The following is a 21,294-nucleotide window of genomic DNA, read 5'->3' on the forward strand; positions in this document are numbered from 1 at the left end:
CCGGACAGCAGAACGGCCGGTCGCAGGGCGGTCCGCTTCGAGAGGCCTGGAGCACGGAGGCCGACGAGACGGCTGGAGCAGGTTCTCGGGGTCCCGCCCGTTCGGACGGCTAGAGGTCAGTACAGCTAGAGCAGGTCCTCGGGGTCCCGCCCGTACATCCGCGCCAGCTGCTCGGCCATCACCTCGTGGACGAGCGCGGCGAGCTCGGGCTCGTCGTGGGCACGGTGGGTCACCGGCCGCCGGTAGACGACGAGCCGTGCGGCCAGGTTGCGTTCGGCGGGGAAGAGCCGGCCCAGGGGCACGCCGTCCTCCCACGGGGCGGGGTCGGAGGGAGGCACGTCCTCCACCGCCAGCTCCACCCCCAGCTCGTGACCCAGCCGCCGCTCGAGGGTCTCGGCCGCGTCGAGGACCATCTCGTCGAAGCGGGCCGCCGCCGTGGTCATGACGGGGACGCGGGGCCACGCCAGCGGCCCCCGCATGCCCCGGCCGTGCCGGTCCCGACGCCTGCTCACGCCCCGACAGTAACCCCTGGGCCGGGGGTGGTCGGGGTGCCTCCACGGGAATGTCGGCCCGGGCACCTACAGTGGGGTGTTGTGACCGTCTCCCGCCAGTGCTCCAAGACAGCGTGCGTCCGCCCGGCGTCGTCGACGCTGACGTACGTCTACGCCGAGCAGACGGCGGTGCTGGGACCGCTGGCGACCTACGCCGAGCCGCACTCCTACGACCTGTGCGAGGAGCACGCCGGTCGCCTCACCGCACCGCGCGGCTGGGACGTCGTGCGGATCGAGCTGCCCGAAGGTGAGCCGCGCCCCCCGGTGGACGACCTGGCCGCGCTCGCCGACGCGGTGCGCGAGCACCGCGGGACGGTCGTCCACGTCGACGGTCGTGGCGGCAACGACAGCGGCGGCGGGGCCACCGTGACCGAGATCGCCCGGCGCGGCCACCTGCGCATGCTGCGCGACCGCTGAGCACCCGCACCGGCCCCGGCGGGCGTCGGTACCCTTGCCTGCTGTGACCTCCGTGAGACTGGCCGACGTCGTCAAGGCCTACGACGTGCGCGGCCTGGTGCCCGAGCAGCTGGACGCGGGGGTATGCCGCGTCCTGGGCTCGGCCTTCGCCCAGGTCGTGGTGCTGCCCGAGGGTGAGCAGGGTCTCGTCGTGGGGCACGACATGCGCGCCTCCTCCCCGGAGCTCGCGCAGGCGTTCGCGGACGGGGTGGCCGCGCACGGCGTCGACGTGACGATGATCGGCCTGGCCTCCACCGACCAGCTCTACTACGCGAGCGGGTCGATGGACCGCGCGGGGGCGATGTTCACCGCGAGCCACAACCCGGCCGGTTACAACGGCATCAAGCTGTGCCGGCGGGGAGCCCGGCCCGTGGGCCAGGACTCCGGGCTCGCGGAGGTCCGCGACCTGGCGCAGTGGCTGCTCGACCGGGGCGGGCTGCACGACCTGCACACCGCCGACCGGGCCGGGACGCTCTACGCCACCGACGTGCTCGGTGACTACGCGGCATACCTGCGCTCCCTGGTGGACCTGCGCGGCGGCCGGCCCCTGACGGTCGTCGTCGACGCGGGCAACGGCATGGCGGGGCACACCGTGCCCGCGGTCCTGGACCAGGCCGACGTGCCGGTGCGGGTGGTGCCGCTGTACTTCGAGCTGGACGGCACCTTCCCCCACCACGAGGCCAACCCGCTGGTGCCGGAGAACCTGCGCGACCTGCAGGCCGCGGTATGCGAGCACGGGGCGGACCTTGGCCTGGCCTTCGACGGGGACGCCGACCGCTGCTTCGTCGTCGACGAGGCCGGGCGGGCGGTCTCGCCCAGCGCGATCACCGCGCTCGTGGCCGCCCGGGAGATCGCCAAGGAGGTCGCCCGCGGCGTCGAGGCATCCTCGGTCGCCGTCGTGCACAACGTCATCTGCTCGCGGGCCGTGCCCGAGACCGTCTCTGCGCTGGGCGCCCGGCCGGTGCGCACGCGGGTCGGGCACAGCTTCGTCAAGGCGCAGATGGCCGAGCACGAGGCGGTCTTCGGCGGCGAGCACTCGGCCCACTACTACTTCCGCGACTTCTGGTACGCCGACACCGGGATGCTCGCCGCGCTGCACGTGCTGGCGGCCCTCGGCGAGCAGGACGGGCCCCTGTCGGCGCTGGTTGCCCGCTACGAGCGGTATGCCGCGTCCGGGGAGATCAACTCGCGCGTGGCCGACGTGCCGTCCGCCGTGGGGCGGGCCCGCGACTGGGCCGCGGCCCGGGGTGCGACCGCCGACACCCTCGACGGGCTCGTGATGACGCGGGAGGAGGCCCCCCTGTGGTGGTTCTCCCTGCGGGCCAGCAACACCGAGCCGCTGCTGCGTCTCAACGTCGAGGCGGCCGACACCACGACCATGGAGCAGGTCCGGGACGCCGTCCTGGAGCTGGTACGACAGGAGGACGCAGATGGCTAGGCCGCAGTACGAACCCTGGGTGCGGGAGATCCTGCGCTGCCCCGTCGGACGGCACGAGCTCGTCGACGTCCTCGACGAGGACGGCCTGCCGGCGCTGCAGTGCGCCCAGGACTGCGACGGCCCCGGTCGTCGCCGCCGCTATCCGGTGGTCGAGGGTATCCCGGTGCTGCTCGTCGACGACGCGACCGTCGTGACGGTCGAGGACGGGGACTGACCGGTGGCCCCCCACCTGGACGAGGCGCTCCTGGACGATCCGGACGAGCTGCAGCGCAAGGATTCCCGGGCCACCCTGCGGGCGCTGGCGACGGCCGGGGCACAGGTCCGCGAGGCGCTGCACCTGGGCGCCGAGGCCGGGATCGACCGGCTGGCGGCGCAGGAGCGCCCCCGGTCGGTGCTCGTCGCGGCGATCGGTGGCTCTTCGATCGTGGCCGAGGTGCTGGAGCTGCTGGCCGAGCCGGGGTCGCCGGTCCCCGTCCAGGCCCGGCGCAACCTGCCGCTGCCCGGCTGGGTCGGTCCGATGGACCTCGTCGTCGCGGTGTCCCTGTCGGGCCGGGCGCCGGGTCCGCTGGCGGTCGCCGCCGAGGCCGCGCGCCGAGGTGCCTCGCTGCTCACGGTGGGAGCGGACGACTCGCCCCTTGCGGAGGTCACCCGGCGCGCCCGGGGGATCCACGTGGGGACCGGTCGGCAGCGCACCAGCTCCCGGACGGCCCTGTGGACCCTGCTGACCCCGGTGCTCGTGGGGGCCGACCGGCTCGGGCTGCTCGACGCCCCGGAGGGCGTGCTGCACCGGGTCGCCGACCGGCTCGACGAGCGGGCCGAGGAGCTGCGCCCCACCTCCGAGTCGTTCGTCAACCCGGCCAAGCTCCTCGCCCTGCAGCTCGCCGAGACCGTCCCCGTGGTGCTCGGCGACGGGCCGCTGGGCGGGGTCGCGGCCGCCCGCGCCTCCTCCATGCTGGCCCGCACCGCCCGGATGCCCGCCCCCTTCGGCGAGCTGCCCGACGCGGCCAGCGGGATCGTCGCCTGCTTCGACGGGCCCTACACCTCGCGGGGCGGGCCGCGGCCCGGCACCTACGACGAGCGGCGGATCCGGCTGGGCGACATCGACACCAGCTCCTGGGAGCCGCACCACTTCGACGAGCCCGAGGGTGAGCTCATGGAGCGCCGGCGCAGCCCCCAGGGCGGGCGGGACATCTTCTCCGATCCCTACCTCGACGGTCCCACGCTGCCGCCCCTGGGGCTGCTGATGCTCCGCGACGCCCCGGTCGACCCGCCCACCCGCGACTCGGTGCAGGCAGACGCCCTGACCGAGGCCGTGCTGAGCACCGCCCAGGAGGCCGGCGTGCGGGTGATGGAGGTGCGCGCCGCACAGGGCGACCCGGTCGTGCGCCTCGCCGACCACGTCGCGATGGTCGACTTCACCGCGACCTACATGGCGCTCGGGCTGGGGCTGGACCCCTCCGTCAGCCCGCACGTGGCCGACCTGCGGGACCGGACCCGTGGCTGAGCGGGCGGACGTCCGCGACCGGGTCGGCTGACGCAGCGCGCCGCCTCGTCGTGCGCCCCGGGCGTAGGCCCGGCAACCGCCCGGTCTACGCCCGGCGCACTCCCGTTGCATGACCGGCGGGTGCCCGGTGCTGCCCGACACCTCCCCGACGCGTCTCCGGTCCGTGCCCGGCAGGGTCAGGCCGGGAGGTCCATGCCCTCCTCGTCGTCGTCCAGGAAGTCTTGGTCGTGCTCGACGTCGGCTCCGTCGTGCTCGAGGTCGGCCCCGTCGTGCCCAGGGTTCCCGTCGTCGTGCCCAGGGTTCCCGTCGTCGTGCTCGAACCCTTCGAGCTCGTCCCACTCCTCGACCAGGTGCTCCGCGTCGTGGCCAGAGCGGTCCGACCACCAGGGTGGGCGCTGGCCGTGCCATCGGGCGGCCAGGTCCTCGAGCGTGTCGAGCACCGGTGGTGGTTGCGAGTGGTGGGTCTGGCCGTAGCGGGTCCGGACCCGTACCGCCCGGGTGCCGTCGGCCGCGGTCACCACCTCCGTCCGCAGGCCCTCTGCCTCCTTGTCGAGGTTGCAGGCCCGGCAGAGCCCCTGGCCGTTGGCGGCGGTGGTGGCACCGCCGTCCCTGGCCCGGGTGACGTGGTCGACGTCCTGGACGGGTGCGTGGCAGTAGGGCATCGCGCACTCCTGGTCGCGGGCGACCACGAACCTGCGCAACGGACCGGAGAAGAGGCGTCGCCGCCCGTCCGTCTCGGCGAGGGTGGAGTCGACCGGGTCGAGCAGGAGCCGACGGAGCCAGGCGGTGGCCGACGCGACGTCCACGCCGCGGGTGCTGCCCGACGCGGCGATCATCCGTGCCAGCGCAGCCGGCACCGGCCCGTAGCCGGGAGCGCGGGCCGGGTCCCCTCCCTCGTCGAACAGGGCCCGGTCCGTCATCACCAGGCCGATCTCCACGGGCATGCCCTCGCGGGAGGGATCGACGCCCGTGACGCGGCGGACCAGCTCGTCGGCCCGCAGCTGCGCGACGGTCGGGACACCGTCCTGGGCGCTGCTGCCGTCCCCGTCCGTGGAGGCACCGGCCGACCCGGCGAGCCGGGCCGACCGGGCGTGCTCCTCGAGCGACCTGTGCAGGGCGACACCCTCGACCAGCGGCAGCAGACCGCTCAGCCGAACCATCCCGTCGGCCGCGGGTCGGATCGAGACGTAGCGGTCCTCGACCGCCCTGGCATGGCGCTGCAGGAAACCGCGCTTGTCCGCCTCGTAGGCCAGCGATGCCGCTCGCCTCGACAGCCTGCCCTCCGAACAGGTGCCGAGCGTGGGTGCCAGCCGGGCGTCCACCTCCCGGGCCTGCTCCTCGGTCAGGTCCCTGGTCTCCTTCTCGACGAGCGAGGCCGCCCACTCCGAGATCCGCCCCTCGCGGAAGGCCGCCAGGGTCTGCGGCAACCGGGCGTGCAGGGCCCGGGCCATCGCGATCAGCGACCGTGACCGCTGGGGTGAGACCCTCCGGGCGAGGGACACCTCCAGGGTCACCCCCTCCCGCTCCCTGCGGCGGTGACCCAGCTCGCCCTCCGTGGCCTGCCGGTCCAGCGCCGCCTGCTCGTGCAGGTCCACCGTGATCGCCGCCTGCGCGGCGGCGCACACGTTCTTGAGCCGCTCCAGCTCGGCGAGCGTCGCCGCCCGCTCCTGCTGCGTCAACGGCTCTCCGGGCCCCGCCAGCAGGTCCGAGACCTCCCGGACCCGCACCAGGACCGCTGGTGTCGAACTGGCCAGCTCCAGCCCGTGCCTGCGCAGCACCGAGACCGGCGCCCCTCGCGGAGGACCACCATCCGTCGCGACCGGCACGTCCTCATCCCCTCCGTCCATACCCTCACCCCTCCGTCGGGTGCACCTCTCCTCCCGAGGTGCCCGTACCGGCACGCTAGGGGCGAGCACCGACAAACCCGCTGACCTGCGCAAATACGCACGTGTGCCAGACTCGATCCGTGAGCAACGCCGCCCGTGACCGCGCTGACGACCCCGTGACACGCCATACCCGCTCCGTCCGGGACCTGGAGGAGGGGATCGAGCAGGACTTCTCCAGCAACCTCTCCTACGGGGAGTACCTCGACCTGGAGCGGGTCCTGTCGGCCCAGCACCCGCGGGCGGTGCCGCCGCAGCACGACGAGCTGCTGTTCATCGTCCAGCACCAGACCTCTGAGCTGTGGCTCAAGCTCATGCTGCACGAGCTCACCTCCGCCCGGGAGCTCGTCGCCGCCGACGACCTGCAGCCGGCGCTGAAGCGGATCGCGCGGGTCAAGCACATCCAGCACACCCTCACCGAGCAGTGGTCCGTCCTGGCCACGCTCACCCCCAGCGAGTACGCCCTGTTCCGCTCCTTCCTGGCGACCGGCTCGGGCTTCCAGTCCTGGCAGTACCGCGCCGTGGAGTTCTCCCTGGGCAACAAGAACCCCTCCATGCTGCGCGTCTTCGAGCACCTGCCCGAGGTGCACGCCGAGCTGGAGGCGCTGCTGCACGCGCCGAGCCTCTACGACGAGGTGCTGCGCTGGCTCGCCCGGGCCGGTCACCCCGTCCCGCAGGAGGTGCTGGAGCGCGACGTGACCCAGCCCTACGAGGCCTCGCCGGGGGTGGTCGACCTGTTCGCCACCGTCTACGCCGACCCCGCCCGGCACTGGGTCGAGTACCACGTCGCCGAGGACCTGGTCGACGTCGAGGACAACTTCCAGGTATGGCGCTTCCGTCACCTCAAGACGGTGGAGCGCATCATCGGCTCCAAGCCCGGCACCGGTGGGTCCTCGGGCGTTCCCTTCCTGCGCCGGGCCCTGGACCTGACCTTCTTCCCCGAGCTGTACGACGTGCGCAGCCGCATCCAGGACGTGACGCCCGGCGGCTACCACGGGGGCGACGGCCATGAGTGAGTCACCGTCCCGCGAGCAGGCGCTCGCCCTCGACGCCGCGGACCCGTTGGCCGCCTTCGCCGACGAGTTCGAGCCGGCGCCCGGGGTGGTGGCCTACCTCGACGGCAACTCGCTGGGACGACCCGTCGCCGGCACCGCCGAGGAGCTGGCGCGGTTCGTCCGGCAGGACTGGGGCACCCGGCTCATCCGGTCCTGGGACGAGGGGTGGATGGGCTGGCCCGAGCGGGTCGGGGACCTGGTGGGCCGCGCCGCGCTGGGCGCGGCGCCCGGCCAGACGGTCGTGGCCGACTCCACGACCGTGCTGCTCTACAAGGTGCTGCGGGCCCTCGTGGACCACCAGCTGGCGCTCGACCCGGCCCGGGCCGAGCTGGTCCTGGACACCGACAACTTCCCGACCGACCGCTACGTCGCCGAGGGGATCGCCGCCGAGCGGGGGCTGCGGCTGGTGTGGATCGACGTCGACCCGTCGGCCGGGGTCACCCCGCAGCAGGTGGCCGACGCCGTCGGTCCCGCCACGGGGGTCGTGCTGCTCTCGCACGTGGCCTACCGGTCCGGCTGGGTCGCCGACGCGCAGGAGATCACCCGGCTCGTGCACGAGGCCGGGGCCCTGGTGCTGTGGGACACCTGCCACTCCGCCGGGTCGGTGCCGGTGCACGCCGACGAGGAGGGCTGGGACGCGGCCGTGGGCTGCGACTACAAGTACCTCAACGGCGGGCCGGGGGCGCCGGCGCACGCCTACCTGGCTGCCCGCCTGCACGACCTGCCGACCCTGAGCCAGCCCGTGCAGGGCTGGATGGGCCGGCGCGACCCCTTCCTCATGGAGCAGGGCTACGTGCCGGCCCCCGGGGTGCGCAGCCTGGTCAGCGGCACCCCGCCGGTCGTGGGCATGGTGCCCGTCGCCCGCGGTGCCGGGATGCTGGAGCGGGCCGGGATCGAGCGGGTGCGGGCCAAGTCCCTGCTGCTGACCGACCTGGTGCTGGACGTGGTGGACTCCTGGCCGGGCGAGCTCGGGGTCGTGGTCGCCAGCCCGCGGGAGCACGCCCGCCGCGGCGGGCACGTGACCCTGCGCCACCCCGCCTTCGCGGAGGTGAACCCGCGACTGTGGGCGCGCGGCGTCATACCCGACTTCCGTTCCCCCGACGGGCTGCGGCTGGGACCCGCGCCCCTGTCGACCCGGTTCGTCGAGCTGTGGGACGGTCTGGCGGCGGTCCGGGAGGAGCTCGGGGCGGCGACTACCCTGTCCGGGTGAGCGAGACCACCGGCAGCGATCCTGGACCCACCCGCTTCGACCTCGTCGTCATCGGCAGCGGGTCGGGCAACTCCCTGGTCACCCCCGACTTCGAGGACCGGCGGACCGCGGTGGTGGACCGAGGCATCTTCGGCGGCACCTGCCTCAACGTGGGCTGCATCCCCACCAAGATGTTCGTGCACACCGCGGAGGTGGCCCGCACGGTCCGCGACGCCGCCCGCTTCGGCGTCGACGCCACCCTCGACCAGGTCCGTTGGGACGACGTGCGCGACCGGATCTTCGGACGGATCGACCCGATCAGCGAGGGGGGCCGGGACTACCGGCGGGACGCCTCCCACACCGAGGCTTACCTGGGGCACGCCCGCTTCGTCGGCGACCGCGAGCTCGAGGTGCGCATCGCCCACCCGGGCGGGGCGCACGAGGTCGGCAGCGTGCACCGCATCCGGGGCGACCAGGTCGTGGTCGCGGCCGGCAGCCGGCCGCACATCCCCGCGGTGGTCGCCGGCGCGGGGGTGCCGTACCACACCTCGGACACGGTCATGCGGATGGACGAGCTGCCCGCCAGCATGGTGATCGTCGGCGGAGGCGTCATCGCCGCCGAGTTCGCCCACGTCTTCTCCGCCCTGGGGGTCGAGGTCACCGTCGTCAGCCGGGGTGAGCGGCTGCTGAGCCAGGTCGACCAGGAGATCTCCTCCGCGTTCACCGAGCTGGCCCGGGACCGCTGGCACCTGCACCTGCGCGCCGCCCCGGTGGCCGCGCGGCGGGCAGGGGCCGGCGTCGAGCTCGAGCTGGCCGACGGCACCACCGTCACGGGAGAGGCCCTGCTCGTGGCCACCGGGCGGATGCCCAACAGCGACGACATGGGGCTGGACGTCGCGGGGGTGCAGGTGCGGCCGGACGGACGGGTGCAGGTGGACCAGCACGGTCGCACGACGGCCCCGGGGATCTGGGCGCTCGGCGACGTCAGCTCGCCCTACCAGCTCAAGCACGTGGCCAACCACGAGGCCCGCGTCGTCGCCCACAACCTGGTCCACCCGCAGGACCTGTGGTCCTTCGACCACCGCTTCGTGCCGGCCGGGGTGTTCAGCAACCCCCAGGTGGCCACGGTGGGCCTCACCGAGGCGCAGGCACGGGAGCAGGGGTATGCCGTGACGTGCAAGACCCAGGCGTACGGCGACACCGCCTACGGCTGGGCGATGGAGGACACGACCAGCCTGTTCAAGCTGGTCGCCGACCGTCGCACGGGACACCTGCTCGGGGCGCACGCCATGGGCCCGCACGCCAGCAGCCTCATCCAGCCGGTCATCCAGGCCCTCAGCCTCGGCGGACCCACGGGGCCGCTGACCGCCCTCCAGCTGGCCCGCGGGCAGTACTGGATCCACCCGGCCCTGGCCGAGGTGCTCGAGAACGCGCTGCTGGGGCTGGAGGTCGCGCCCTACGAGGACGTCACGGCCGACTACGACCCGCTGGGGGAGGACGTGGACGCGTAGCGGCGCCGGGGATCAGGGACCTGTCGGTACCGACCCGTAGCATGGCCTCCATGCCGAGCACGACGACGTCCCTGCAGCACCGCGTCCGGGACCTGTCCCTGGCCCCCGCGGGCCGCCACCAGATCCGCCTGGCCGAGCACGAGATGCCGGGCCTGACCGCGCTGCGCCGCCGCTACGAGGGGCAGGCGCCCCTGGCCGGCGCCCGGATCGCCGGCTCGCTCCACATGACGGTGCAGACGGCGGTGCTCATCGAGACCCTGGTGGAGCTCGGCGCCGAGGTGCGCTGGGCCTCGTGCAACATCTTCTCCACCCAGGACGAGGCGGCCGCGGCCGTCGTCGTGGGCCGGGACGGCACCCCGGAGGACCCGCAGGGGGTCCCGGTCTTCGCCTGGAAGGGCGAGACGCTGGAGGAGTACTGGTGGTGCACCACCCAGATCATGCTCTGGCCGGACGGCCAGGGGCCCAACATGATCCTGGACGACGGCGGTGACGCGACGCTGCTCGTCCACAAGGGCAGGGAGTGGGAGGCCCGCGGGGCGGTGCCCACGGCCGAGGAGGAGGACCCCGAGGAGTGGCGGGTCATCCTCGAGACCGTGCGCGCCGGCCTGGCCGAGGACCCGCAGCGGTGGACCCGGGTGGCCGAGGGGGTCCGGGGCGTCACCGAGGAGACCACGACCGGGGTCCACCGGCTCTACCAGCTGCACGAGGCCGGCGAGCTGCTCTTCCCCGCGATCAACGTCAACGACTCGGTGACCAAGTCCAAGTTCGACAACGTCTACGGCGTCCGGCACAGCCTCGTCGACGGCATCAACCGGGCCACCGACGTCCTCATCGGCGGCAAGGTCAAGGTCGCGGTCGTCTGCGGCTTCGGCGACGTCGGCAAGGGCTGCGCCGAGGCGCTGCGCGGCCAGGGAGCCCGGGTGATCGTCACCGAGATCGACCCGATCTGCGCGCTGCAGGCCACGATGGAGGGCTACCAGGTGGCCCGGCTGGAGGAGGTCGTGGGCCTGGCGGACTTCGTCGTCACGGCCACCGGATGCCGCGACGTCGTCACCGCCGACCACGTGCGGTCGATGAAGGACAAGGCGGTCGTGGGCAACATCGGCCACTTCGACAACGAGATCGACATGGCCGGGGTGGCGCGGATCCCGGGGGTCCAGCGCACCGAGATCAAGCCCCAGGTGCACGAGTGGACCCTCCCGGCGGAGGAGGTCGACGGGACGGAGCGCCCGGAGCGCTCCGTCATCGTGCTGTCCGAGGGCCGCCTGCTGAACCTCGGCAACGCGACCGGGCACCCCAGCTTCGTGATGTCGACCAGCTTCGCCAACCAGGTGCTGGCGCAGCTGGAGCTCTTCGTCCGGCCCGAGGACTACCCCCTCGGTGTGCACACGCTGCCCAAGGCGCTGGACGAGGAGGTGGCCCGGTTCCACCTGGAGTCGGTGGGGGCCGACCTGACCGAGCTGACCAAGGAGCAGGCGTCCTACCTCGGGGTGGACGTCGCCGGCCCGTACAAGTCCGACCACTACCGCTACTGAGCAGGGGACCCACGTGACCGCCAGCGTTCTCGTCGTCGACGACGACCAGGCCCTCGCCGAGATGCTCGGCATCGTCCTGCGCAAGGAGGGCTACGACGTCGCCACGTGCGGCGACGGGGGCCGCGCCGTGGCGATGTTCCGCGAGCTGCGCCCCGACCTGGTCCTGCTGGACGTCATGCTGCCCACCCAGGACGGCATCGAGGTGGCCCGGCAGCTGCGGCTGGAGTCCGGGGTGCCGATCGTCATGCTCACGGCCCGCACCGACACCAAGGACGTGGTGGCGGGGCTGGAGGCGGGGGCCGACGACTACGTCGTCAAGCCGTTCAAGCCCCAGGAGCTGCTCGCCCGCATCCGGGCCCGGCTGCGGCGGGTGGACACCGGGGACGACGGCCGCCTGGTCGTGGGCGACGTCGTCATCGACGTCGCCGGCCACGAGGTGACCCGGGGCGGGGAGACCATCCCGCTGACCCCGCTGGAGTTCGACCTGCTGGCCGCGCTGGCCAGCAAGCCCACCCAGGTCTTCGACCGGGAGTCGCTGCTGGAGCAGGTGTGGGGCTACCGCCACGCCGGGGACACCCGGCTGGTCAACGTGCACGTGCAGCGCCTGCGCTCGAAGATCGAGAAGGATCCGGAGAATCCCCAGATCGTGGTGACCGTCCGTGGTGTCGGGTACAAGGCCGGACATCCCTGACCTGAGGGTCGGGCACGCCGACGCCACGACGTCGGCGGGCTCCTCGGCGCCCGGTGGGTCAGCAGGGAGCGGGGCCGGGGGCACCGGTGACCGTCCCTCCGCGGAGGGTCGCCCCGGCAGCGGTGGCGGCGGACCGGACGGCGGTGGGGGCGGACCGGACGGCGGACGCGGCGCGAACGGTGGGGACAGCGGAAGCACGCCTCCCCAGGCCTTGCGCCGGCCGGCCCGGGACCGGTCGCAGGCTGCGGACGGGCCGGCGGACCCCTGGTGGTCGGCGTGGTGGGGCCGTTCCCTGCGCGCCCGGGTCATCACGACCACCGTCCTGGTCGGTGTCTTCCTCTCCGCGCTCCTGGGCACCGTCCTGTACCAGCAGGTGGCGCAGGGGCTGGTGGCCCAGGCGGTGGCCGGTGCCGAGCGGGACGCCTCCCAGCAGGTGGCCCTGGCGCAGGAGGCCTTCGACTCCACCGACCGGCAGGACGACTCCGGGCTCACCCAGACCGCCGACGACCAGGTCCAGTCGATGGCCGGCAACAGCCCCGACGAGGGCCGGCGGGTGCTGCTGATGCCGGGGCTGGACAACTCCCGGGGCGCCGTCGTCCCCACCACCGGGGTGGGCGTCAACGCCGAGGACCTGCCGGAGGCCCTGCAGACGGCGCTCGCCGCTGACCCCACCAACCAGCAGGTGGTGGTCGTGCCGATGAACCTCGCGGGGGCCAGCGAACAGGTGACCTCGGTGGTCGTCGGCTCGCGGGTCAGCCTGCCGAGGGCGGGGGAGTACGACCTGTTCCTCGTCTACCCGCTCGTGCGCGAGCAGGAGACCCTCGACCTGCTGCGCCAGCTCTTCTACGCCGGCGGGCTGGCCCTGTCGCTGCTGGTGGCGGCCGTCGGCTGGCTGGCCACCCGGCTGGTGACCGGACCGGTCGAGGAGGCGGCCGTGGTGGCCCAGCAGCTGGCCGAGGGCCGGCTGGGCGAGCGGCTGCCGGTCCGCGGCGCGGACGAGCTGGCCCTGCTGGCCACGTCGTTCAACACCATGGCGGACTCGATCCAGCTGCAGATCCGCGAGCTGCGCTCGTTGTCCCAGCTGCAGCAGCGCTTCGTCTCCGACGTCTCCCACGAGTGCGCACGCCGCTGACCACGATCCGGATGGCAGGCGAGATGCTGCACATGTCCCGGGACGACTTCCCCGAGCCGGTGGCCCGGTCGGCCGAGCTGCTGCAGCAGGAGCTCGACCGCTTCGAGGACCTGCTCAACGAGCTGCTCGAGATCAGTCGCTACGACTCGGGTGCGACGATCCTGGAGCGGCACGACGAGGACATGGTCGGCCTCGTCGGGGCCGCGGTCGACGGGGTGGCCACGCTCGCCGAGCGGCTGGGCACCCCGGTGCGCGTCCACGCGGCCACCGCACCGGTCCTGGTCCGCATGGACGGCCGCCGGATCGCGCGGGTGCTGCGCAACCTGCTGTCCAACGCGGTCGAGCACGGTGAGGGGCGACCGGTCGACGTCACGGTGGCCGCGACCGACCACGTGGTCACGGTGAGCGTGCGCGACCACGGGATCGGGCTCAGCGAGCAGCAGGCGGCCCACGTCTTCGACCGCTTCTGGCGGGCCGACCCCTCCCGGGACCGGACGACCGGCGGGACCGGGCTCGGGCTGGCCATCGCCCAGGAGGACGCCCGCGTGCACGGCGGCTGGCTGCAGGTGGGCAGCGAGCCGGGCCGTGGAGCCTGCTTCCGCCTCGTCCTGCCGCGGCAGGACCGCTACGTCGTGGCGGAGGCGCCTCCGCCCGTGCCCGGCCCCGGGGAGGCCGCCCTCGACGCCCGGGTGCCCACCGTCGTGCTGGCCCTCGCGGCCCGCCCGGAGGAGGAGTCGTGAGGACTGGCCGTCGTGCTGCCGCCGCGCTCGTCGCCGCGCTCGCCCTCGGCGGCTGCGCCTCGGCGCTGCCGACCGACCCGGTGCCCCAGCCGGGGCTGTCGGTGGAGGTCCAGCCCCGCCAGGACGTCCAGCGCTTCCTGCCCTCTCCGCAGCCCGGAGCCAGCCCCGCCGAGATCGTCCAGGGGTTCCTGCGGGCCAACGTCGGCTTCGCCGACGACGACGACGTGGCCCGGGAGTACCTCACCTCCACGCTCGCCGGGGAGTGGGTGCCGACGCGGGACGTCCTGGTCCTGGAGGGCGGTCCCACGATCACCGAGGAGGTGCCGGGACAGGTCACGGTCACCACCCCTGTCCGCGGCCGGATCGACGACCAGGGCAGGCTCGTGGAGCAGCCCACGACCCCGGTCAGCCGGACCTTCGAGCTGCAGCGGGTCGACGGCGAGTGGCGCATCAGCGACTTCCCGGAGGGGTTCGGGCTGTGGCTCTCGGCCGCCGACCTCGACCGCGCGTTCCGTCCCTCGACCGTCTACTACCTCAACCCGCACCTGGACCTCTTCGTCCCGGACGTGCGCTGGCTCGCGCTCGGCGACGGCCTGACCACCTCCCTGGCCCGCACGCAGCTGGCTCCGGTCCCCGCGCACCTCGAGGGCGCCGTGCGCTCCGGCGGCGGACCCGACCTGCGTCTGGCCGTGGGGGCGGTGCCGGTGGACCCCACGACGCAGATGGCCACCGTCAACCTGCAGGGCTCCGGCCTGTCCGACGACCCGGAGCGGGCCACCGACCTGCGCGCCCAGCTGGGACACGCGCTGCTCGGCCTGCGGGGGGTCAGCGCGGTCGACCTGCAGGTGGGTGGCCGCTCCCTCCTGGAGGACGGAGCCGTCAACCTCGGCAGCGACCTGGGCTACGAGGAGGTGATGCGGGACACGGACGTGGCGCTCCTGCGGATCGGTGAGGAGCTCAACCTCGTCGACCCGACCCGCTACGACCTGCGCAACGTCCCCGCGGCCAGTGCCCCCGACGTCGACCTGCCCCCGGTCGGGATGTCCTGGACGGGGGTGGCCGCCTCGGCGGACCTGCGCGAGCTGGCGGCCGTCTCCAACGACCGCTCCGAGCTGTGGCGGTGGCGGGGAGGGCAGAGCGAGGTGCACCCGGGCATCGGCGACGCCCTCACCGACCCCAGCTTCGACCCCCACGGCGACCTGTGGGTCGCCGGGACCGCCCGCGGGTCGCAGACCCCCCGGGGTGGGTCCTGGAGGGGGCCGACGTCTCCAACCTGGCCCGTCCGGTCGACGTCCCCTGGCTGGCCGACGGAGAACGGGTGGACACCCTGCGGATCTCGCCCGAGGGGACCCGGGCCCTCCTCGTGGTGCAGGCCGAGCGCGGCTCCGCCAGGGAGCGCGTGGTCGTGTCCGGGATCGTGCGCGACTCCCAGGGGCGGGCCACCGCCCTGGCCGAGCCCTGGCTGGCCGCCCCCACCCTCGTGGAGGTCGACTCGGCCCGCTGGGGCTCCACCACGGAGATCGTCGTGGCCGCCCGGCGCAACCAGGACCAGCGGATCGGTGCCTACAGCGTGCCGCTGGGCGGGTGGCTGGACGAGCTGGGGGAGCAGGCGGGCCTGGTGGACGTGCAGGCCGTTCCCACCGGCGTCAGCTTCGTCCCGGTCGTGCGGACCGAGGACGGACGCATGCACACCCGCGAGGGCGCCTCGGGCTGGTTCGGCGCCCGCAACGGCGACGAGCTGATCATCCCCGGCACCTGACCGGGTCGGCGGACCGGGGGTGTGGACGCACGCCCCGGTCCCGTCGTGGGGCGGGACATGCTGGAGGTATGCCGTGGCGCCCCGGGCAGGACCTGCTCGACCTCCTGGAGCTCGCCGCGCCCGCGGCGTGCGGCGGCTGCGGCGAGGCGGGCACGCGGTGGTGCCCGGCCTGCGCGGACGCGCTGGCCGACGGAGGACCGCGACGGTGGACGCCGACCCCGTGCCCGCCGGGCTTTCCTCCCACGTGGACGGGCACGGCATACCGCGACCTGGCCCGCTCCGCCGTGGTGGGCTGGAAGGACGGAGGCCGGGCCGACCTCACCCCAGCCCTGGCCGTGCCGCTGCGGGCCGTGCTGGCAGCGGCGCTCGACGGCTCACCCGAGCACCTCGCGGCCCTGGGGGGCGGAGGCCCCGTCCCCGTCCTGCCGGCGCCGTCCGCGCGGGCCAGCACGCGGGCACGGGGGGAGCACCGCGTGGAGGCGCTGGCGCGGACGGCACTGCGGGGCCGACGGTCCGTGCTGCCGGTCGTCGACGGTCTCCGCCTGGGCCGGCGGGTGGCGGACCAGGCGGGGCTGGACGCCGGGCAGCGGCGGCGCAACCTGGCCGGCGCGGTGGTGGTCCGGCCCACGGCCGTGGCCCGGGTGGAAGGGGCTCCCTGCATCGTCGTCGACGACGTGGTGACGACCGGCGCGACCCTGGTCGAGTGTGCCCGGGCGCTGGTCACGGCGGGTGCCGGTCCCGTGGTCGCGGTCACCCTCGCCGCCACGCACCGGCGCCCGCCGCGGGCTCCGTCGTCGACGGTGAGGGGTCCACTGTCCGAACCGTCGGGTCGGGACTAGTGTGGGTCCATGGAAGCACTCCTCGCACGGGCAAGGGGGTGAGGCCGCTGGACTCAGGGCGCCACAGACGACGCCAGAACGCACAGCACCACCCACTTTCTGCATGGAGGACTCATGGAACTCACCGTGACCGGTCGCAAGAGAGACGTCTCCGAACGTTTCCGCCGTCACCTCGAGGAGAAGCTCGACAAGATCCCCCAGCTGGCCCCCCGCGTGCGCCGCACCGAGGTCGTCCTGACCCACGAGGCCAACCCGCGACAGGCCAAGGAGTCCGAACGCTGCGAGATCACCTGCCTCGTCAACCGGCAGGTCGTCCGCGCCGAGGCGGCGGCCGACGATGAGTACGCCGCCGTCGACCTGGCCCTGTCCAAGCTGACCGAGCGGCTGCGTCGCATGAACGACAAGCGCCGCATCAGCCACACCGGCAAGCACCGGCTCCCCTCCGTGGCCGAGGCGACCTACGGGCTGCCCACCGGCCCCCTCGCCGGGTCGACGGACGAGCGGTCGCACGCCCAGAGCACCGAGGACGCGCTCGACGAGGACCTGCAGACGCAGGGCAACAGCCCCATCGAGGTCCGCGAGAAGGTCCACCCCTCCACGCCGATGACCGTCGGGCAGGCGCTGTCCCACATGGAGCTCATCGGGCACGACTTCTTCCTCTACCACGACGTCGACTCCGACCAGCCGAGCGTGGTCTACCGCCGTCGCGGCTGGTCCTACGGCGTGCTGCGGCTCGACCTGAACGGGACCGCACCCTCCGACCACGAGGACCCCGACGAGGAGCTGGCCCCCGAGGCCGACGCCGTGGCGTCCTGACCGACACGTCCGCAGGCCGGGCCTGCAACCCTGCGGAGCCCGCCACCACCGGTGGCGGGCCCCGCACCGGGTGTCCGTCGGGTCCCGCGGCCGTCCTCGACGTCGCTCCCGGACCCGACGGGTCTGTCCGCCGGTTCTGGCACAGTGGGCGGGATGAGCCGGGTCCCCACGATCAGCCGCGAACAGGCGCGCCGCACCGCGCTGGCGGCGCAGGGCTTCGCCGACCCCCGGCCGGCACGGACGACGATGCGGCACGTGCAGCGGGTGGTCGACCGGGTGGGGCTCGTCCAGATCGACAGCGTCAACGTGCTGGTGCGCAGCCAGTACCTGCCGTTCTTCTCGCGGCTCGGGCCCTACGACCGGGGTCTGCTCGACCGGGCCCGTGACGGCGGGCCGGGGAGCCGCCCTCCCCGGCTGGTGGAGTACTGGGCGCACGAGGCCTCGCTCGTGCCGCTGCCCACGTGGCCGCTGCTGGCCTTCCGGATGGCCGAGGCGGAGGAGCGCGCCTGGAGCCGCTCGATCGCCGCGAGCCACCCCGGTCTGGTCGAGGCCGTCCTGGAGACGGTGCGGGAGCAGGGTCCGCTGACCTCGCGAGAGGTCGAGGCGCACCTGCCGCACGGCGCCGCCCGCACGGGGGAGGGCTGGGGGTGGAACTGGTCGGCCGTGAAGAAGGCCCTGGAGCTGCTGTTCTGGTCCGGACGCATCACCTCCGCCGGGCGGACCTCCTCGTTCGAGCGCCGGTACGCCGACCCGGTCGACGTGCTCGGACCGGACCTCGTGCGACGCCGCGACGAGCTGGCCGAGCAGGACCCCCAGGAGGCGTTCGCCGAGCTGCTGCACCTGTCCCTGCGGGCCCACGGGCTCGGCAGCCGGCGCTGCCTGGCCGACTACGTCCGGCTGCGGGGGCCGCGGGTGGACGCCGGGCTCGCGCTCCTGGAGGGCCGGGGCCTGGTCGAGCGGGTGCAGGTGCGCGGCTGGGACCAGGCGGTATGGCGTGACCCGTCGGCGCGCGCGCCGCGCCGCGTCCCCGGGGCCGCGTTGCTGAGCCCGTTCGACTCCCTGGTCTGGCAGCGGGAGCGCACGGAGGCGCTGTGGGGGATGCGCTACCGGCTGGAGATCTACGTGCCGGCGCACCTGCGGGTGCACGGCTACTACGTGCTGCCCTTCCTGCTCGACGAGCAGCTCGTGGGTCGGGTCGACCTCAAGGCCGACCGGGCCAGCGGACGCCTCCTCGTCCGTTCGGTCCACTGGGAGCCGGGGGTGGACCCGGTCGCCGCCGGGCGGGCCCTGGAGGAGGAGCTGACGCGGATGGCGGGCTGGCTCGACCTGACCGGGTCGACTTTGCCCAATCGTGACCGACCGTCCTCCTCGAGGTCGTCGTTTCGACACCCGCTCGGCGCCGAACCGTCCTAGGGTCCGAGACGGTGCACCCCCCTAGCACCCAGCCCACCCCCTGAGACACGAAGGACCCTGCGATGACGCAACTCCCCCGTCGACGGCGGGCCGTGGCGGCGACCGGAGCGACGGCGCTCCTGGCCAGCCTCCTGGTTCCCGCAGCAGCCACCGCGGACGACGACCCGACGACCCTGGACGACCTCATCATCAGCGAGTACGTCGAAGGGTCGAGCTTCAACAAGGCCCTGGAGATCTACAACGGCACCTCTGCCACGATCGACCTGGCGGACTACGCCGTCCAACAGTTCAGCAACGGCAGCGTTGACGCTGGACTGACGTTTGCTCTGCAGGGCGCCCTCGCGCCCGGGGACGTGTACGTACTGGCACACAGCAGCGCAGATCCCGCGATTCTGGCTCAGGCAGATCTGACGAGCGGTGCCGGCCTGTTCAATGGCGACGACGCCCTCACCCTGGCGAGGGCGGGAGTGGTCGTCGACGCGATCGGTCAGGTCGGCGTCGACCCGGGATCCCAGTGGGGCGACGGTCTGGTGTCCACCGCCGACAACACGCTGCGCCGCAAGGCGGACGTGTGCGCCGGCGACACCAATCCTGGCGATGTCTTCGACCCCGTCCTGGAGTGGGACGGCTTCGACACGGACACCTTCGACGGGCTGGGTGCGCACACCACGTCGTGCGGCGCTGGTGGCCCGGGTGGCCCGGGTGATCCGGTCGACGTCTGCGAGGTGATCTCGACCCCGATCGGCGAGGTGCAGGGCTCCGGTGAGGCAACGCCGCTGGCCGGCCAGAACGTGACCGTCCGCGGGACGGTCGTCGGGGAGTACCTCGACGCCTTCGACGGCTTCTTCGTCCAGGACTCCGGTGATCGCGACCGGGCGACCTCTGACGGCATCTTCGTCCACGCTCCGGGTGGCGCGGACGTCGTTGTCGGAGACGTGGTGGCCCTCCACGGTACGGCGGGGGAGTTCCGGGGCCAGACCCAGCTCACCGGAGTCACCACTGAGGTGTGCTCGTCCGACGGCGAGATCCCCGACCCGGTCGAAGTGTCTCTACCGACCGACGACCATGAGGCCTACGAGAGCATGCTGGTCACCTATCCCGATGACCTCTTCATCCTCGAGTACTTCAACTACGACCGTTTCGGTGAGATGGTGCTCGGTGTCGGTGAAGCGTCCCTCCGCCAGTTCCAGCCGACTGCGGTGTTCGAGCCGGGCTCGTCGGACGCAGTCGCTCTCGCCGAGCACAACACGACGCACCGGATCACGCTCGACGACGGCCTGAACGTACAGAACCCGACGGTCCTGCGTCACCCGAACGGTGAGGCCTTCACCCTGGCGAACCGTTTCCGCGGCGGTGACGTCGTGACCGATGTGACCGGAGTGCTGGACTACCGCTTCAGCCAGTGGAGGGTGCAGCCGACGGCACCTGCCGACCACACGGTCACCAACCCCCGCCCGGACGCCCCCGAGCTCGGTGGCACCACGACGGTGGCCGCGTTCAACGTGCTCAACTACTTCACGACGCTCGGCAGCCGCGGTGCTGACACGCCCGAGGAGTTCGAGCGTCAGGAGGCCAAGATCGTGGCCGCCATCAACGAGCTCGACACCGACGTCGTCGGGCTCATCGAGATCGAGAACAACGGTGTTGCGCTCACCACCCTGGTCGAGGCCCTGAACGAGGGGGCCGGTGAGACCCGGTGGGCAGAGGTCGAGACAGGTGTCGTCGGGTCCGACGAGATCACGACAGCGTTCATCTACCAGGTCGGCGAGGTCGCGCCGGTGGGCAACTTCGCCCTGTTGCACTCGGGCGTCGACGAGCGGTTCGCGGACGAGTACAACCGCCCCGCGCTGGCGCAGACCTTCGAGGACCTGGCGACCGGTGGTTCGGTCACGGTCATCAACAACCACCTCAAGTCCAAGGGTTCCAGCTGCGAGGCCGACGGTGACCCCACCGACCCGGACGGGCAGGGCAACTGCAACGGTGTCCGCACGGCGGCCGCCGAAGCGCTCGCCGAGTGGGCCGCGGGCGACCCGACGATGACTGGTACCGAGAACGTGCTGATCATCGGCGACCTGAACTCCTACGACAAGGAGGACCCGATCGACGTGCTGCGGGAGGCCGGGTACACCGACCTGCTGCTGCAGGAGGAGGGCGAGTACGCCTACACCTACGTCTTCGACGGGATGCTCGGCTACCTCGACTACGCCCTGGCCAACGAGGCCCTGGCGGGGCATGTCGTCGACGCCACCACCTGGGCGATCAATGCCGACGAGCCGGATGTCCTCGATTACGACCTGGACTTCAAGAAGGCGCCGCAGTCAGAGTTCTTCGAGAAGAACCCCTACCGCTCGAGCGACCACGACCCGGTGATCGTCGGCCTGGACCTCACGGTCGAGGACCCCGACACGGTGGCGCCCGAGCTCGAGGTGGTCGTCGAGCCGCCGCACGTCTGGCCGCCCAACAACAAGTGGCGCAACCTCACCACCGTGGTGATGGCGACCGACGACTCCGGTCAGGAGCCCACGGTCTCCCTGGTTGGTGCCGAGGCCGACGGCGGCAAGATCAAGGTGGTGGACGACCACAAGTTCCGCGTCCAGGCGGTGCTCGGGGCGACCTACACCCTGACCTACGAGGCGACCGACGCGGCCGGCAACTCGACGACGACCAGCGTCACGGTCGAGGTGGCCAAGCCGGGCAAGGGCAATGGGCTCGACAAGGACAGGCCCGGCAAACCCGGCAAGCCGGGCAAGCCCGGAGGGCGCTGAGCCTGACCGCTGAACGG

The 21,294-nt window shown here is 73.2% G+C and carries 18 protein-coding genes and 1 pseudogene; 17 read left to right on the top strand and 2 right to left on the bottom strand.

The window, feature by feature from the left end; translation table 11 throughout:
- Positions 1–125: 125 nt before the first annotated feature.
- Positions 126–512, bottom strand: coding sequence for a metallopeptidase family protein (locus tag ACQ95T_RS05110; protein ID WP_425939900.1), 387 nt, complete (start codon positions 510–512; stop codon positions 126–128).
- A gap of 81 nt (positions 513–593) precedes the next feature.
- Here ACQ95T_RS05110 and ACQ95T_RS05115 point away from each other — a divergent pair, with 81 nt between their 5' ends.
- From ACQ95T_RS05115 to ACQ95T_RS05130, 4 genes are read left to right on the top strand one after another with little or no spacing between them, the layout of a single operon-like run.
- The gene (locus ACQ95T_RS05115) at positions 594–968 is read left to right on the top strand and encodes a DUF3499 domain-containing protein (protein WP_425939902.1); all 375 of its coding nucleotides are present in this window, start codon (positions 594–596) and stop codon (positions 966–968) included.
- A 43-nt stretch (positions 969–1,011) separates the two neighbouring features.
- Positions 1,012–2,445: a phosphomannomutase/phosphoglucomutase gene (locus ACQ95T_RS05120; RefSeq protein WP_425939904.1), complete on the top strand. Its 1,434-nt coding sequence runs from the start codon at positions 1,012–1,014 to the stop codon at positions 2,443–2,445.
- Complete coding sequence (locus tag ACQ95T_RS05125) at positions 2,438–2,659, top strand: Trm112 family protein (RefSeq protein ID WP_425939905.1); 222 nt, start codon at positions 2,438–2,440, stop codon at positions 2,657–2,659. Before ACQ95T_RS05120 ends, ACQ95T_RS05125 begins: the two co-directional genes overlap by 8 nt.
- 3 nt (positions 2,660–2,662) lie before the next feature.
- Positions 2,663–3,949 (top strand): SIS domain-containing protein, encoded by a 1,287-nt coding sequence (locus ACQ95T_RS05130; RefSeq protein WP_425939907.1) that lies wholly within the window; start codon positions 2,663–2,665, stop codon positions 3,947–3,949.
- Between the two features lie 176 nt (positions 3,950–4,125).
- Here the strand turns inward: ACQ95T_RS05130 and ACQ95T_RS05135 are convergent, their stop codons facing one another.
- Positions 4,126–5,796, bottom strand: coding sequence for a DUF222 domain-containing protein (locus tag ACQ95T_RS05135; protein WP_425939909.1), 1,671 nt, complete (start codon positions 5,794–5,796; stop codon positions 4,126–4,128).
- A gap of 119 nt (positions 5,797–5,915) precedes the next feature.
- On the opposite strand from ACQ95T_RS05135, the gene kynA reads away from it, so the two are divergent.
- From kynA to ACQ95T_RS05200, 13 genes and pseudogenes are all read left to right on the top strand, one after another.
- A complete protein-coding gene (gene kynA / locus ACQ95T_RS05140; RefSeq protein ID WP_425939910.1) occupies positions 5,916–6,848 on the top strand; it encodes a tryptophan 2,3-dioxygenase in 933 nt (310 codons plus the stop codon).
- Positions 6,841–8,097: a kynureninase gene (locus ACQ95T_RS05145; RefSeq protein WP_425939912.1), complete on the top strand. Its 1,257-nt coding sequence runs from the start codon at positions 6,841–6,843 to the stop codon at positions 8,095–8,097. Before kynA ends, ACQ95T_RS05145 begins: the two co-directional genes overlap by 8 nt.
- The gene (locus ACQ95T_RS05150) at positions 8,094–9,587 is read left to right on the top strand and encodes a mycothione reductase (RefSeq protein ID WP_425939914.1); all 1,494 of its coding nucleotides are present in this window, start codon (positions 8,094–8,096) and stop codon (positions 9,585–9,587) included. The genes ACQ95T_RS05145 and ACQ95T_RS05150 overlap by 4 nt, the downstream gene beginning before the upstream one ends.
- 50 nt (positions 9,588–9,637) lie before the next feature.
- Positions 9,638–11,122, top strand: a complete 1,485-nt coding sequence (gene ahcY, locus ACQ95T_RS05155; protein ID WP_431473599.1) for an adenosylhomocysteinase — start codon at positions 9,638–9,640, stop codon at positions 11,120–11,122.
- 13 nt (positions 11,123–11,135) lie between these two features.
- Complete coding sequence (mtrA, locus tag ACQ95T_RS05160) at positions 11,136–11,813, top strand: MtrAB system response regulator MtrA (protein ID WP_075958789.1); 678 nt, start codon at positions 11,136–11,138, stop codon at positions 11,811–11,813.
- Between the two features lie 211 nt (positions 11,814–12,024).
- Complete coding sequence (locus ACQ95T_RS05165; protein WP_431473600.1) at positions 12,025–12,945, top strand: HAMP domain-containing protein; 921 nt, start codon at positions 12,025–12,027, stop codon at positions 12,943–12,945.
- A gap of 11 nt (positions 12,946–12,956) precedes the next feature.
- Complete coding sequence (locus tag ACQ95T_RS05170) at positions 12,957–13,685, top strand: ATP-binding protein (protein ID WP_431473601.1); 729 nt, start codon at positions 12,957–12,959, stop codon at positions 13,683–13,685.
- 1,040 nt (positions 13,686–14,725) lie between these two features.
- Positions 14,726–14,851 (top strand): annotated as a pseudogene (locus ACQ95T_RS05175) (hypothetical protein); the annotation flags it as partial.
- 152 nt (positions 14,852–15,003) lie between these two features.
- Complete coding sequence (locus ACQ95T_RS05180; RefSeq protein WP_431473910.1) at positions 15,004–15,444, top strand: LpqB family beta-propeller domain-containing protein; 441 nt, start codon at positions 15,004–15,006, stop codon at positions 15,442–15,444.
- A 68-nt stretch (positions 15,445–15,512) separates the two neighbouring features.
- Positions 15,513–16,283: a ComF family protein gene (locus ACQ95T_RS05185; protein ID WP_425939921.1), complete on the top strand. Its 771-nt coding sequence runs from the start codon at positions 15,513–15,515 to the stop codon at positions 16,281–16,283.
- Positions 16,284–16,397: 114 nt separating this feature from the next.
- Positions 16,398–17,099 (top strand): ribosome hibernation-promoting factor, HPF/YfiA family, encoded by a 702-nt coding sequence (gene hpf / locus ACQ95T_RS05190; protein ID WP_425939923.1) that lies wholly within the window; start codon positions 16,398–16,400, stop codon positions 17,097–17,099.
- A gap of 153 nt (positions 17,100–17,252) precedes the next feature.
- Positions 17,253–18,512: a winged helix-turn-helix domain-containing protein gene (locus ACQ95T_RS05195; protein ID WP_431473602.1), complete on the top strand. Its 1,260-nt coding sequence runs from the start codon at positions 17,253–17,255 to the stop codon at positions 18,510–18,512.
- Between the two features lie 62 nt (positions 18,513–18,574).
- Positions 18,575–21,277, top strand: a complete 2,703-nt coding sequence (locus ACQ95T_RS05200; RefSeq protein WP_425939926.1) for an ExeM/NucH family extracellular endonuclease — start codon at positions 18,575–18,577, stop codon at positions 21,275–21,277.
- Positions 21,278–21,294 lie beyond the last annotated feature (17 nt).

The sequence above is a fragment of the Ornithinimicrobium carbonis genome, from assembly GCF_050703245.1.
Taxonomy (GTDB): Bacteria; Actinomycetota; Actinomycetes; order Actinomycetales; family Dermatophilaceae; genus Ornithinicoccus.